Raw genomic sequence first — 13,959 nt, 5'->3', positions numbered from 1 at the left:
CTTCCTACAGGGGACTTTCACCCCATTAGTTCATGCCCATGCTGGGCGTACACAAGTAAATCTACCGGAAAACATTTGCTTCGTTCGCTGCGCTCACTACACAAATATTTCCGGTAATTTAGGCGTTAACTGCTCAAATTACCTATAAACGAGGCAATCGGGCCAAGTCTTTGATTCCTGCACTGCTGCGCCATTATCTCAAGCGTGTTACCGGTTAGCTACGAAGCACTGTTTTCAGATCCCCTGCAGCCAGCCGAGCGTAGGTCTATTTTAGGGGGTAAGTGAGCAGGACGCTCGCGCAAGTCTCGCCAGGCCATGGAGGGCCTGTCGAGACGGCCCTCTAAAATCGACCGGAGCGAGGGCACCCGAAGGGCTGAGATGCCGGGGTGGGTTTTCTTTTGGTTACTTTGCTTTGCCCAAACAAAGAAAAGTAACTCGCCACGCCCGGCGACTCGGGCTTATAGAAAAGCCCGCGTTAGCGGCATCAAAACACTACAAACCAACCCTTACCCCAACGTCCTACGAAACAACCCAACCGCCATCTGATAACAGCTAAGCGCTAGCTCCGGATCAAACCGCTCGCCTTCGTCGCGCATAAACGCGTGTTGACCGTTTACTTCGTGCCAAGTGAAAGTACAGCCGGCGCTGCGCAGTGCTTGATTAATATCGGCGCGGCCTTGATCGGGGACGTGGGGGTCTTGGCGGCCCCAGATCATCATTAGCTCGCCTTTTACATCTCCCGCACGGGCTAGGGTTTGGTCTGTGTCAGAGGTCGGTAATGTATTCGAGTGCAAGTCTGTCGCGTAGAGGCAGCAGGCGGATTTAATTGCTGGGTTTAGGGCGGCTCTAAACGCTAAATGGCCGCCGATGCAGACGCCCATGGTGCCGACATCGCCGGTGGTGTAGGGGGCATTGTCAATAAAGTCGATCATGGCTTGGGTGTCGCTGTCGTGATCGGGCAGGGGCTTGGCAAATTTGTCGGCGTTGCCTTTGTCTTTGCCGGCATCGTCGTAGCCGAGCACGGTGCCGATGGGGTTAAGTTCGTGAAAGACTTCAGGTACTAACACGACAAAACCGTGACCGGCCATAATCGCCGCTGAGCGGGCGATGGGTGCGGTTTGCTGAAAGATCTCGGAGTAAAAAATAATGGTCGGGAATTTACCCTCGGCTTGAGGGCGGTGCACGTAGGTGCGCATCACGCCAGTGGGCGTGGTGATATCGACGGTTTCTTGTTGAATAATCATGCTTGTTCCTTGTTTGTAGCGCTACGGAGTGGGCGAGGCCAGAACCGTGTAATCATAAATAATGTGGCGCCCCAGAGCAGCAACCACAAGGCCAGCAGTAACGCGGCGATGAGTCCGAATAAGTCGGGGGCTTTCATCAGTGTGGTCATGAGGGAATCTTGGTAGTAAAAAAACCACGGGTGCTCGGGGGGGAATATCCACGTGTGTAAATAGTAAAAGACTTTTTTGGAGCCGATGATTAATACGGCGGCAATGAGTGCGGCTATGGTGCCACACACGCTAAGCACAACGTTTTTGGGGCGCGGCAAGGTCGAGCGATCACGATGCAAAAGCACACCGCTGATTATCATGGCGATAACGGCGCTAATGCCCAGCAGGTAAACTTTATCAATAAGGTGTGCCACATCGGTTAAGTGCAGGACTTCATCGCGGCGCAGCAACGTTTGCGTGTTGCCCGTGCGGGGGGTAAAGGTGATGTGGCTAAGCTCGTTTGCGTCGTGATGGATAGCGTGGTTAATTTGACTAAACAACTCGATGTGTTGCTGCTTGGAGGTGTCGGCAAAATTGTCGCGGTAACGATTCTCGGGGCCGTAGTGGGCAATATGTTGCTCGACGTCGAGCGCTTTATAGGCCAGAGGGTAGGCAAAGTTGACCTGTGCCAACAACATCCAGGCGACAAAGCCGCAGCTGAGCCAGTGGCCCAGCAAAAATACCGGCCAGAGTATTCGCGATAGTTTTTCTAGTAGAGGCGGCACGTGTTATATCCTTAATAAAAACCGTGTCAGAATCATAACAGCCGCCCCAATCCGATAGAAGCCAGTTAATCGAGCTTTAAACGCGGGTATGAAAAGCTCACCAGCACGCTCGCCAAAATCGCCCCAATCGCGCAGCTGCCAAATAAACCTTGAACGGTGATTCCGGCATCAATCAGTGCGCCAAACAATACCGGCGATATGGCGGTTGAGAGCACCATAAAGGCCGTCATTAACGAGCGCAGCGAGCCCAGTTTTCCGGTGCCGTAAACCTCGGCCCAGAGGGCCCCGGTAATAGGCCCAACGACGCCAATAGTGGTGCCCAAAAGAATCATAAACACCGGTGCCACCCATTGGCCGTTGTAAAAGCCCAGTACCCCCAGCGCGGCAATTAACGGCGCGTGCATAAAGGGCAGTAGGCGCCGGGCGCTGAAAAAATCTACCAGTACGCCAGCCAATAACGATGCCAGCCAATGGGCGACACCGTACATAATAAAACAGCTGGCCAGCCACAGTGGGTCCCAATTTTTGGCGCTTAAAATAAAGCCTTGCTGAATAAAAACTCCGGTCACGATAAAGGGAGCCGCCAGTACCGCCGGCAGCGCCAGCCAAAAACGGTAATCGCGCAACATCTGGCGCCGGCCCATGCTGGTGTCGTTATGAGCTTTGGCTTGCTGCACCGGTGGAGTGTTGGTGTCTTGCGGTGCACGACGCAAAAAATACAGAATAAGCGGTAGGTAAAGCAGGGGGACAGAGGCGGCAAACACCAGCCAGCTGCCGCGCCAACCAACGGCACCGATAAGTGCTACCGCTAATAGCGGCAAAATAACCTCGCCCACGGGAACACCGCTGGCCGATAGGCTAAGGGCTTTGCCGCGGTCGGCATCAAAGTAGCGCGCCATGGTGGTTTGTGCTGTGTGGGGCAATAGGCCCTGGCCACACAAGCGCAATAGATAAAACCCTACCAGTAGGGTGATGGCGTGGTAACTGACTAGCATGATCAGGCAGGCGAGCATTAACCCTGCGCCCACGGCGGCGGCAAAGCGTTGTAGTGGCCAGCGGTCAATGAGCCCGCCCACGGCCATAATAGTGAGTGCGCTGCCCAGCGTGCCGGCCGAGTAAAGGCTGCCGTACAGCGCCGCGCTAAGGCCGAGCGATTCTTGAATGTGGGCACCGTACCAACTGACAAAAAATGATTGACCGAAATTGCCCCAAAAAATACTGACAAAACCAAAGCACAGCAGTGGCCAGCTGCGCTGAATAAATTGTAAATAAAGAGTCAAAAGGAAACCTTGTGCGTGGGAAATCTGTGTTAAAAGCGTGGTGAGTGCCTATTATAGCGCGTTTGGCGTGGCCTCATCAGCGTTGCGGTACGAATCCGGCGTGATCGCACGATTGGGTCTATACTAAAAGTCGTGTAATTAAACCCGTGCGCTAGGCGGTGTTGACATGGCAGCAACTTGCTTGCAAATCCGCAAGCTGGATCGACCCGCTAAAGCCGTGGTTGCTCTGAGCTTGGCGTTGACATGTTTTTTTGCGTTGGTACCACTTGCGGTGGCGAGCTGCGATACCCAGTGCAAAGCATCAGCTCAGGCCGGCTGCACTAGGATCAGGGCGCCCATATACCACGCACAAGAACCTACCGATGACGCTTACTATTTTACGCGTTTGCTTAGACTGTCACTCGATTTGACCGCTGATGAGTTTGGCCGTTATTGCTTAGAAGAGCCCGCCGTTTACCTCTCGGATGATCGCCTAAAGGCCTCGTTGCAGCAAGGGCAGGTCGATGTGCTTTGGTTGGTTGCCAGTCAGCTGGATGAGCGGCAAATGCGGGCGATCCATGTACCGCTATTGGGGGAGCTGAGTCACTATCGCATGTTGCTTATTCGCCGTGGCGATGAAGCGACGTTTGCCACCGTGCAAACCTTAGACGATTTGCAGGCGCTTACCGGAGGAATGAACTCCCAGTGGGCGGATGCGGAGGTAATGGCCGAGAACGGATTGCCCTATGTGGCGGTTACCGGGTACGGCAAGTTGTTTCGGATGTTGGCGGCGGGCCGGTTTGATTACTTTTCTCGCGGTATCTATCAAATCACCTCAGAGCTGTTGTTTTACCCGGAGTTAGATTTGGTGATCGAGCCGAATATTCTGCTTAAGTACCCAAGCTTTACGTACTTTTTTGTTCGCCAAAGCGACAAGCGTTTGGCCGAGCGAATTGCGTTGGGGCTTAAAAGAGCGCAGCAAAATGGCGAATTTGCCGCGCTGTTTCAGTCTATTCCGCGCTTTAGGTGGGCCGAGCAACAGTTGCGCGCGCCCGACCGTAAGGTAATCTCCCTCGATCGAGCTTGGCAGGGGGAGATTCTATTGGGTGAATGAGACGTTACACCAATAAATTGGTTAGGCTTGCGCAATAGACGGTGGTTAATGTGTCTAAATCGTCAGCGCTGATGCATTCATCGACCTTATGAATGGTTGCGTTTATTGGCCCCAGCTCAATGACTTGGGCGCCGGTGGGGGCGATAAAGCGTCCGTCTGAGGTGCCGCCGCTGGTGGATAGCTCCGGTGTGCGGCCGGTGGTGTCGGCGACGGCTTTGACCACCGCATCCACCAAGTCACCGCGCTCGGTTAAAAAGGCTTGGCCGCTAAGCTTCCAGGTTAAATCATAGTTGAGTCCGTGACGATCGAGAATCGCCTCGGTGCGGGTGCGTAACTCGGCGTCGGTCAGTTCAGTCGAGAAGCGAAAGTTAAAAACGACGTGCGCTTCACCGGGAATCACATTGGTGGCGCCGGTGCCAGAGTTGAGGTTAGACACCTGAAAACTGGTGGCAGGAAAAAACTCATTGCCTGAGTCCCAGTGAGTGCTGGCCAGCTCGGCCAGGGCCGGGGCAAAGGCGTGGATGGGGTTGTCGGCCAAGTGTGGGTAGGCCACGTGCCCTTGCACCCCTTTTACGGTTAGCTCAGCGCCCAGCGAGCCACGACGGCCATTTTTAATCACATCACCCACGACAGTGGTGCTTGAAGGCTCGCCGACAATGCACCAGTCAATGGTTTCGTTGCGCTCTTGCAGCCATTCAATCACTTTAACGGTGCCGTTGGCGGCTGGGCCCTCTTCATCGCTGGTAATTAAAAAGCCGATACGGCCCGAGTGGTTGGGGTGCTCGGCGACAAAACGCTCGCAGGCGACGATCATGGCCGCTAGCGAGCCCTTCATATCGGCCGCGCCGCGCCCGAGTAACATGCCGTCGCGGACGACCGGCGCAAATGGCGGGTGTTGCCAGTGTTGCTCGGGGCCAGTGGGTACGACATCCGTGTGCCCGGCAAACACAACAATAGGGCCGCTGTCGCCCCGTACCGCCCAAAAATTGTCCACCTCGCCAAAGCGCAGCCGTTGTACGCTAAACCCAATACGCTCTAACCGTTCAATCATCAGCGCCTGACAGCCTTCATCTTCGGGGGTGACAGAGGGGCGGGCGATTAAATCACAAGCTAATTGCACGGTGGCGGAGTGTTGAGTCTGGGGCATGGGAGGTCTCGGTTGGTGATTAAAGCGGCGATTCTAGCAAAATTGACGCCCGAAAGCGCGCTGTGACGCGTAGCGCCTTAGGGGTAAATAAGCTACACTTGCCGGCTTTACGGGCCCGACCCGAACATGTTCAACTCAAGGTGTGCCTCTACTTCGTGACTGACCTAAGCCATATTCGCAACTTTTCGATCATTGCCCACATTGACCACGGCAAATCCACCATCGCCGATCGTTTTATTCAGATGTGCGGGGGCCTCACCGAGCGTGAAATGGCTCAGCAAGTCCTCGACTCTATGGATATTGAGCGGGAGCGGGGTATTACCATTAAAGCCCAGAGCGTTACGCTCAGCTTTACCTCGGCTCGCGACGGTAAAACCTACCAGCTCAACTTTATTGACACTCCTGGGCATGTGGATTTTTCTTACGAGGTTTCCCGTTCGCTGTCAGCCTGCGAGGGCGCGCTGCTGGTGGTCGATGCCGCGCAAGGGGTCGAGGCGCAGTCAGTGGCCAACTGCTATACCGCCATCGAGCAAGGGCTGGAGGTGATTCCGGTACTGAACAAGATGGACCTGCCGCAAGCCGAGCCCGACCGGGTGGCGCAAGAGATCGAAGATGTCATTGGTATTGATGCCACCGAGGCGGTGCGCTGTAGCGCCAAGTCAGGTCTGGGCATGGAGGACGTACTCGAAGAGCTGGTGCGCCTGGTACCGCCGCCGGTAGGCGATGTGGACGCCCCCTTGCAAGCGCTGATTATCGACTCTTGGTTCGACAATTATATGGGTGTTGTGTCGCTGGTGCGGGTGACTCAGGGTACCTTAAAAGTAAAAGACAAGATTTTTACCAAATCGATTGGTAAGGCCCATGTGGTCGATAGTGTGGGGGTATTTAACCCTAAGCTGCATAAATTAAAAGAACTAAAAGCCGGTGAGGTTGGATTTATTGTCGCCGGTATTAAAGAAATTCAAGGCGCGCCCGTGGGCGATACCATTATCAGTAGTTCGCATCCGGATACCCCGGCATTACCTGGCTTTCAGCAAATTAAGCCACAAGTTTACGCGGGTATGTTTCCGGTCAGCTCCGATGATTTTGAAAACTTCCGGGATGCGTTGCAGAAATTAACCCTTAACGATGCCTCGCTATTTTTTGAGCCTGAGAGCTCTGATGCGCTGGGGTTTGGGTTTCGCTGTGGCTTTCTTGGCATGCTGCACATGGAGATTATCCAAGAGCGGCTAGAGCGCGAATACGACCTCGACTTGATCACCAGTGCGCCAACGGTGGTTTACGAGGTGGTAAAAAGCAATGGCGAGATTATCTATGTGGATAACCCCTCGTCACTGCCTGATATTGGTGTAATCGATGAGATGCGCGAGCCCATTGTCGAAGCTAATATCTTAGTGCCGCAAGAGCATTTGGGCTCGGTGATTACCCTGTGCTCCGAAAAACGCGGGATACAACGCGATATGCACTATATGGGCAAGCAGGTGTCAGTAAAGTACGACTTGCCCATGAGCGAGGTGGTGCTGGACTTCTTTGATCGACTCAAGTCGGTTAGTCGTGGCTTTGCTTCGCTCGACTATAGCTTTACCCGCTTTCAGGAAGCTAACTTGGTGCGTTTGGATGTCTTGATTAACGGCGATCGAGTGGATGCGCTGGCGCTAATTGTGCACCGTGATCACGCGCAAGGTATGGGGCGCAATCTGACCGAGAAAATGAAAGAGTTAATCCCCCGCCAGATGTTCGATGTCGCGATTCAAGCGGCGATTGGCGGCCATGTTATTGCTCGTACCACTGTTAAAGCTCTGCGAAAAAACGTAACAGCCAAGTGTTATGGCGGCGACGCCTCGCGCAAGAAAAAGCTGCTGCAAAAGCAAAAAGAAGGCAAAAAGCGCATGAAACAAGTGGGCAATGTTGAAATACCGCAGTCGGCCTTTTTGGCCGTGCTGCAAGTTGATAATTAAGCCGGACCGACTGTTTTATGGGTAATATAAACCTTCCTCTTATTTTATCGCTGGGCGTATTGATCACCGGTGTTATTTGGTTGTACGACATTGCGTTTTTAGCGCGACCGCGCCGCCAGAAAATAGCCGCCGTCAATGCGCAGTTTAAACGCGATGACGCCAATAAGGCTGATGCTGCGCAGGTTGATGCCCAGGATAATGCCGGGCCGAACTCAGGCGATAAAGCGTATCAGCTGGCTATTGGGCAAGCGAGCCGCGAGCCGGCGCTGGTGGAGTACAGTAAGTCATTTTTCCCGGTACTGTTGTTGGTGTTTGTGGTGCGCTCATTTTTGGTTGAGCCGTTTCAGATTCCCTCGGGCTCAATGGAGCCCACGCTGGATATTGGCGATTTTATTCTGGTGAACAAATACGCCTACGGGATTCGCTTACCGGTCATTAACAAAGAGGTTATCCCGGTCAGCAAACCTGAGCGAGGCGATGTCATGGTGTTTTTTCCGCCGCATTTGCCCGACACCTACTATATTAAACGTGTTATTGGTTTGCCCGGCGATAAAATTGAATACGTTAATCATAAGCTCACGATAAACGGCGAGCCGGTATCCGAGGAGCTTCAAGCGGTGCTTCCGGCCGGCCAACCGCAGTTTCGTTTAACGCAAGAAACCATCGGTGAGCACGAATTTACCGCGCGTAAATATTTGCGTCCAGGTCGCTACAGTGTGCGTGGTGCTTGGACGGTGCCCGAGGGACACTACTTTATGATGGGCGATAACCGCGACAATAGCTTTGATAGCCGGGGCTGGGATGACCCCTTTGTCCCCGAGAAAAACATCGTCGGCAAAGCGGTGGTGGTATGGATGCACTGGGAGTCTTTGCTGAGTTTGCCGAGCTTTGATCGGGCTGGTGCGATCGACTAATGCATTTAATGATGGTAATGGCTGGCGCGTTGCGCAGGGGATAGTTATGCGAGTAAACATAAAACAATCAGGTCTTTCGGCTATATCGTTGCTGCTGGTGCTCGTTATTGCGGCGTTTTTGATGCTGTGCGCATTTAAAGTGGTGCCAATCTATGCCGAGAATTACTACATTACGGCGGGCTTAAAAACCTTGGCGGAGGATAACCCCGACTTGAGTAAAATGAGCACCAATGACATCAAGAAGGCGATGAACCGTTATTACACTATTAATAACGTCAGGAGCGAAGGTGCCAAGCAGCTAGAGGTGGTTCGCAATAGCCGGAATTTGTTGGTGATTAATGAATACGAATCCCGTGTTCCGCTTTTGGCCAATATCGACGTCGTGGTGAGCTTTAAAAACGTACTCGACAGCGACCGCCCTGATGAGTGCTGCAAGGCTGCGGAATAATAGCGTGAACGATATTTTGTTTGAGCGCCTGCAGCGCCGGTTGGGTTACGCTTTTGAGGAGTCCGAGCGGTTGCGCTTAGCGTTAAGCCATCGCAGCGTAGGCGCCCACAATAACGAGCGCCTTGAGTTTTTGGGCGACTCAATTTTGAATTTTATCATCGCCCAGGCGCTGTTTGATAAGTTTCCGGCTGCCCGCGAGGGTCAGTTAAGCCGCTTGCGCTCGCAAATGGTCAAAGGTGAAACCCTCGCCGAGATTGCCCGGGAGTTTGAAATAGGCCCCTGCCTGCTGTTGGGCGAGGGCGAAATGAAAAGCGGTGGACAGCGGCGCGATTCGATTTTGGCGGATGCGGTTGAAGCGATTATCGGTGCGATTTATGTTGAGGCCGGTATGCAAACCTGCCGCGAGCGTGTACTGGATTGGTATCAAACAAGACTCGCTACCTTATCGCTCGACACCCCCGCCAAAGATGCTAAGACCCGCTTGCAAGAATATATGCAAAGCCGGCAGCAACCGTTGCCCGATTACCGCGTCGCCGAAGTGGACGGTGAGGCACACGCTCAAGTGTTTACGGTCGAGTGCCATGTCTCTTTGCTAGATACCCCCGAGCGCGCGCGCGCGAGCAGCCGCCGGGTTGCTGAAAAAAAATCTGCCGCACAGGCTCTTAAGCGTCTTGGAGTTTAACCATGAGTGACCAACCTGTTACCCGCTGCGGCTATGTTGCCATTGTGGGTCGGCCTAACGTGGGCAAATCAACCTTGTTGAACCACATGTTGGGGCAAAAGGTGAGTATCACCTCACGCAAGCCGCAAACGACGCGCAATAATGTCACCGGGATTAAAACCGAAGGTGCCGATCAAATTATCTTCGTCGACACCCCGGGGCTACATAAACACGAGCCGCGCGCCATTAATCGCTATATGAATCGCGCCGCTGGCGCCGCCATGAAAGACGTTGATCTGGTGCTGTTTGTGGTGGATCGCTTGGTTTGGAGCGAGGAGGACGAGCTGGTAGCCCGTCAGCTGGAAAACTCCCGCTCAAGCATTATTTTAGTGGTTAACAAAGTCGATCTATTGGAAGATAAAAATAAGCTGCTGCCACATTTACAAGAGTTGTCGAACCGCTTAGGCGTGGCCGAGATAATCCCTTTGTCGGCACTGCGTGGCTCTAACCTTGATCGTCTGGAAAGCATTATTCTCAATTACATCCCCGAAGGGATGCATATGTTTGATGAAGATCAGTTTACAGATCGTTCGGCGCGCTTTATGGTTGCCGAGATTGTCCGCGAGAAGATCACCCGTCAGCTAGGTGATGAATTGCCTCACCAAATGGCGGTTGAGATCGAACAGTACGAGCAGCGCGGCCCAGTGCTACACATTGGCGCGGTTATTTTGGTTGAGCGGGAAGGGCAAAAGCGTATTCTGATTGGCAATAAAGGCGATCGAATTAAGCAGATTGGGCAGCAGGCGCGGCTCGATATGGAAAAGCTGCTCGACAGCAAGATTATGCTCAACCTTTGGGTAAAAGTTAAATCGGGTTGGTCGGATGATGATCGCGCTTTGCGCAGCCTAGGGTACGACGACTTATAAACTTATGCACCGCATCGAGCTGCAACCCGCTTTTGTTGTGCACGCCAGGCCCTATCGGGACACCAGTTTTCTTGTTGATTGTTTTACGCCAGATCACGGTCGCGTGTGTGCTGTCGCACGGGGTGTTCGCCGCGGTAAAAACAATCAACGCTCTTTGCTCAACCCCTTTATCCCTCTATTGATCTCACTGCAAGGCAAAAGCTCTCTTAAGCTGTTAACCGGAATCGAGACTAGTGGGCATCGCTTGGATTTAGTCGGCACGCGGTTATTTTCTGGTTTGTATCTCAATGAATTGTTGCTGCGGGTGTTGTCCGAATGGGATAGCTGCCCAGATTTATTCCGTCATTACACGGAGGCACTGGGGGAGCTCGCCTGCGAGGTTGACGTAGAGCTTGTCTTACGTCGTTTTGAGAAACACTTGCTGCACGAGTTGGGCTACGGTATCGATTGGCGTTGTGATGCTGACACCGGGCAGCTGCTAAAACCTGATGCCTGGTACAGGCTGGATACCCAGTCGGGTTTTATTCCTGTAGGCGCGGCTGGGCTAGCGAACGCTTATTCTGGTGCTTGCCTGATGGATATTGCCAGTGATCAGTACGCGTTGCCAGATACCAAAAGAGTCGCCAAGCATATTAGCCGAGCGCTATTGCGGCCGCTGTTGGGCGAGCAGCCGCTGAAGTCTCGCCAATTGTTTTTATAGTGCCGCGCGCCTACGCGCTGGGCGAATTAAACCCAAATAAAACGTCTATGTTTCGCCCCTGACGCCATTGTTTAATATGGTCTATGGCTTTGTTTAAGCAGATGATGGTGGGTTCAAGGTCACTGGTTTGCCCGGCACTTAACGCTTTGTCCATCAGCCCGGTGATGCTGCGCAGGTGAGGCACTCCGGTATAGCAGCTACTGCCATACAGTTTGTGGATGTGATCTTGTAATAGCGTAAAGTCCTGGGTTTGATAGGCCGAATTTAACGCCTGTTGCTCTGTGTCCAGACTGTCGATCAGCATTGTGAGCATGTCTCGGGCGAGGTCGGCTTTGTGATTAGCCAGCGCCAAGCACTGGGAGATATTAACCGGGCTTCCGGGCTCTTCCGGCAGGCTGTTGTCGGTTGTTGGTACTGGTGTTTGGCGCTGCTGGGTTAATGATAGACCGGTCCAGCGGTTTAACATTTGTGCGAGTAAAGCCTCGGACACGGGTTTGCGAATACAGTCATCGAGCCCGGCGATTAACAATTCGGTTTTGTGCTCGGTCAGGGTGTGTGCGGTTAAGGCGACAACCGGTGTGCGCTTGCCATAGGCGGCCTCGCGATCGCGAAGTATCTGCGTGGTCTCCATGCCGTCCATTCCCGGCATTTGAATATCCATAAAAATTAAATCAAATTTCCCTGGGGCAAACAAGCTAACGGCTTGTTCGCCGCTGTTGGCCTGAGTGACCTCGACGTTTAAATCACGCAATAGCTCAGTGGTGAGTTGTAAGTTGGCGTTATTGTCATCCACCAATAAAATTCGTTGTTGTGGGCCGGGCAGCGCCTCGGGCTTACGCTCACTATCGTTAAGGTCGACATCAAGACTGTGGCTAATGGCGCTTAATAGGTGATCGTAAGTGATTGGCTTGGTGACAAACTCAATCGCTCCGCTATTGTCGTGCTGGGTAAAAACATCCATGTGGGCGCTAATGCAGCACACAATCACCTTACAAGAAAACTCCAGCTCTAGTTGTTCGGCGAGATTGCCAAGTAGCGCGGGGGGGAGTTTGCGCTCGTCCGGGGCGACGTCGAGAATCATTAAATGACACGGGCGGCCAGCCAATCCTTCGTTGCGCAGTCGCGGAAAGATATCGTGCACGGATTCAATCCAAAGGGTTTGCGCTTGCCAGCAATCGGCAAGACTTTCGAGCTGGCGATAGCTGAGAGGGTTATCGCTGCAAATCAGGATACGCTTGTCTTTTAGTGCATTTTGCTCGGGCGCCGCGTAATTGGGGTCGACTCCCAGTTTGGCGGTAAACCAAAAGGTCGCGCCTTTGTTGGGGCAGCTGTCAACGCCCACTTCGCCCTGCATTCGATCCACCAAGCCTTTACAGATGGCGAGCCCGAGCCCGGTGCCGCCGTGCTCGCGACTGCTGGAAGAGTCCGCTTGCGCAAACGCTGAAAACAGCTGCGCTTGCTGCTCTTTGCTAAGACCGATGCCTTCGTCTCGTACGACCACTTTAATGGTGACTTGGTTTTCGACAAAGTGTTGCAGCATAAACTCAATGCTAATGGTGCCGCGTTGGCTGAATTTAATGGCGTTACCCAGCAGATTGGATAGCACCTGACCGAATCGCAATGGATCGCCCATTAGCTGGGGTGGGATGTTGTTGTCGATAATGGTGACAATCTGCAGGTTTTTTTCTTGCGCTTCAAATGTGAGTGCGTCGACGGTAGTCTCTGCCAAGGTGCGCAGCGTCATCGAGACGTAGTCGAGTACTAGTTTGCCCGACTCGATTTTGGAGAAGTCGAGAATGTCATTAATGATCGCCATTAGGTTCTGGGCGGAGTCGTGAATGGTTTGCACGTAGTTTTTTTGCCGCTTGTCCAACTCGGTTTTTAGCGCGAGGTTGGTAAAGCCGATAATGCCATTGAGTGGGGTGCGGATTTCGTGACTGGTGTTGGCGAGAAACTCTGATTTAATTTGACTGGCCGCCAGCGCCTCTTTGCGGGCCATATCGAGCTCAATGTTTTGCACCTCAATAGTTTCTAGAGTCTCACGTAAGTCGTCCATCGACTGGTCGATGTGTTGCTGCATGTCTTGTTGCGCGAGTTCTTGTGTGCTGGCCATGGCATTTACGGCACTTGCCAGGCGCTGAAATTCATCGGCAAAGCTACCGTTTACCCGAGCGTCGAGCTGGCCGGCGCTAATCTTATTGACGACCTGCCGAATATTGGCGAGTGGGTCGATAATATTACCGTGTAGCTTTATTGCGAGGTAACCGGCTAAAAGTAAGCAGGCCGTGGTTGCCAGTACCACAATTAACAGCATTTGATATACCGTTACCCAGTAAGAAGACAATACTAATTCAATATCCAGCCAGCCTAAGCTTTGCTGTTTATTCGCATCGACGATTGGGTAGCGAAACCGGTAGCCATTGTCGGTGCGGGTCATTTGGCCATGGAGATCGACGCTGGCGGGGGTGATGTCCCCGATGTTAAAACGGGGGCCGCTGTGTAAATGGCGATTGTTGCGCGTGTCATATAAATGGACGGCACGCACCATGGGCTCTTCTAACGTGGCCTGGATCAGGCTTTCTAGCAGTTCTGTTTGACCGTTACTCAGGGCGACGTGAACCAGATGAGCGGTTTTTTCGGTAAGTAGCAATCCGCGCTGCTCGACAAAGTTGTTGAGCTTCGAGATATAAAGAAAAGTCAGGGTCGCCGATAGCAGCACTGTAATACTGATCGCAGGGAGTAAGATAAGTCGCCAGACTTCGGTTTTGACGCTGTTTGGTTTCATGGGGTGCGGTAATTCGTCAAATTATGGCAGGCAGGTGCGCTAGCGCCT

Annotated in this window: 12 protein-coding genes; 7 read left to right on the top strand and 5 right to left on the bottom strand. The window is 53.0% G+C overall.

The features are described 5' to 3' along the window. Positions 1 to 506: 506 nt before the first annotated feature. From AACY82_RS04575 to AACY82_RS04565, 3 genes are all read right to left on the bottom strand, one after another. Complete coding sequence (locus AACY82_RS04575; RefSeq protein WP_339615582.1) at positions 507 to 1,244, bottom strand: dienelactone hydrolase family protein; 738 nt, start codon at positions 1,242 to 1,244, stop codon at positions 507 to 509. Further along, the gene (locus AACY82_RS04570; protein ID WP_339615581.1) at positions 1,241 to 1,999 is read right to left on the bottom strand and encodes a DUF1461 domain-containing protein; all 759 of its coding nucleotides are present in this window, start codon (positions 1,997 to 1,999) and stop codon (positions 1,241 to 1,243) included. The genes AACY82_RS04575 and AACY82_RS04570 overlap by 4 nt, the downstream gene beginning before the upstream one ends. Positions 2,000 to 2,064: 65 nt before the next feature. Further along, on the bottom strand, positions 2,065 to 3,279 hold the full coding sequence (locus AACY82_RS04565) for an MFS transporter (protein WP_339615580.1): 1,215 nt from the start codon (positions 3,277 to 3,279) through the stop codon (positions 2,065 to 2,067). A 166-nt stretch (positions 3,280 to 3,445) separates the two neighbouring features. On the opposite strand from AACY82_RS04565, the gene AACY82_RS04560 reads away from it, so the two are divergent. Continuing rightward, on the top strand, positions 3,446 to 4,372 hold the full coding sequence (locus AACY82_RS04560) for an ABC transporter substrate-binding protein (protein ID WP_339615579.1): 927 nt from the start codon (positions 3,446 to 3,448) through the stop codon (positions 4,370 to 4,372). A 4-nt stretch (positions 4,373 to 4,376) separates the two neighbouring features. Here AACY82_RS04560 and dapE read toward each other — a convergent pair whose 3' ends face one another. Next, positions 4,377 to 5,519, bottom strand: a complete 1,143-nt coding sequence (gene dapE, locus AACY82_RS04555; RefSeq protein WP_339615578.1) for a succinyl-diaminopimelate desuccinylase — start codon at positions 5,517 to 5,519, stop codon at positions 4,377 to 4,379. 155 nt (positions 5,520 to 5,674) lie between these two features. On the opposite strand from dapE, the gene lepA reads away from it, so the two are divergent. The 6 genes from lepA to recO are packed head-to-tail and all read left to right on the top strand — an operon-like array spanning position 5,675 to position 11,126. Next, complete coding sequence (gene lepA / locus AACY82_RS04550) at positions 5,675 to 7,477, top strand: translation elongation factor 4 (RefSeq protein ID WP_339615577.1); 1,803 nt, start codon at positions 5,675 to 5,677, stop codon at positions 7,475 to 7,477. Positions 7,478 to 7,494: 17 nt separating this feature from the next. Then, positions 7,495 to 8,391, top strand: coding sequence for a signal peptidase I (gene lepB, locus AACY82_RS04545; RefSeq protein ID WP_339615576.1), 897 nt, complete (start codon positions 7,495 to 7,497; stop codon positions 8,389 to 8,391). Positions 8,392 to 8,437: 46 nt separating this feature from the next. Beyond that, positions 8,438 to 8,839, top strand: a complete 402-nt coding sequence (locus tag AACY82_RS04540; RefSeq protein WP_339615575.1) for a DUF4845 domain-containing protein — start codon at positions 8,438 to 8,440, stop codon at positions 8,837 to 8,839. Positions 8,840 to 8,843: 4 nt separating this feature from the next. Beyond that, positions 8,844 to 9,521 (top strand): ribonuclease III, encoded by a 678-nt coding sequence (rnc, locus tag AACY82_RS04535; protein ID WP_339615574.1) that lies wholly within the window; start codon positions 8,844 to 8,846, stop codon positions 9,519 to 9,521. Positions 9,522 to 9,523: 2 nt separating this feature from the next. Then, positions 9,524 to 10,426 carry a GTPase Era gene (era, locus tag AACY82_RS04530; protein WP_339615573.1) on the top strand — a complete coding sequence of 301 codons (903 nt, stop codon included), beginning with the start codon at positions 9,524 to 9,526 and terminating at the stop codon, positions 10,424 to 10,426. Between the two features lie 4 nt (positions 10,427 to 10,430). Then, positions 10,431 to 11,126, top strand: a complete 696-nt coding sequence (gene recO, locus AACY82_RS04525; protein WP_339615572.1) for a DNA repair protein RecO — start codon at positions 10,431 to 10,433, stop codon at positions 11,124 to 11,126. A gap of 10 nt (positions 11,127 to 11,136) precedes the next feature. On the opposite strand, the gene AACY82_RS04520 is transcribed toward recO, so the two are convergent. After that, the gene (locus tag AACY82_RS04520) at positions 11,137 to 13,911 is read right to left on the bottom strand and encodes a response regulator (protein WP_339615571.1); all 2,775 of its coding nucleotides are present in this window, start codon (positions 13,909 to 13,911) and stop codon (positions 11,137 to 11,139) included. Between the last annotated feature and the right edge of the window lie 48 nt (positions 13,912 to 13,959).

Source organism: uncultured Gilvimarinus sp., assembly GCF_963972205.1.
Lineage (GTDB): Bacteria > Pseudomonadota > Gammaproteobacteria > Pseudomonadales > Cellvibrionaceae > Gilvimarinus > Gilvimarinus japonicus.
This window is presented reverse-complemented; position numbering and strand designations above follow the sequence as displayed.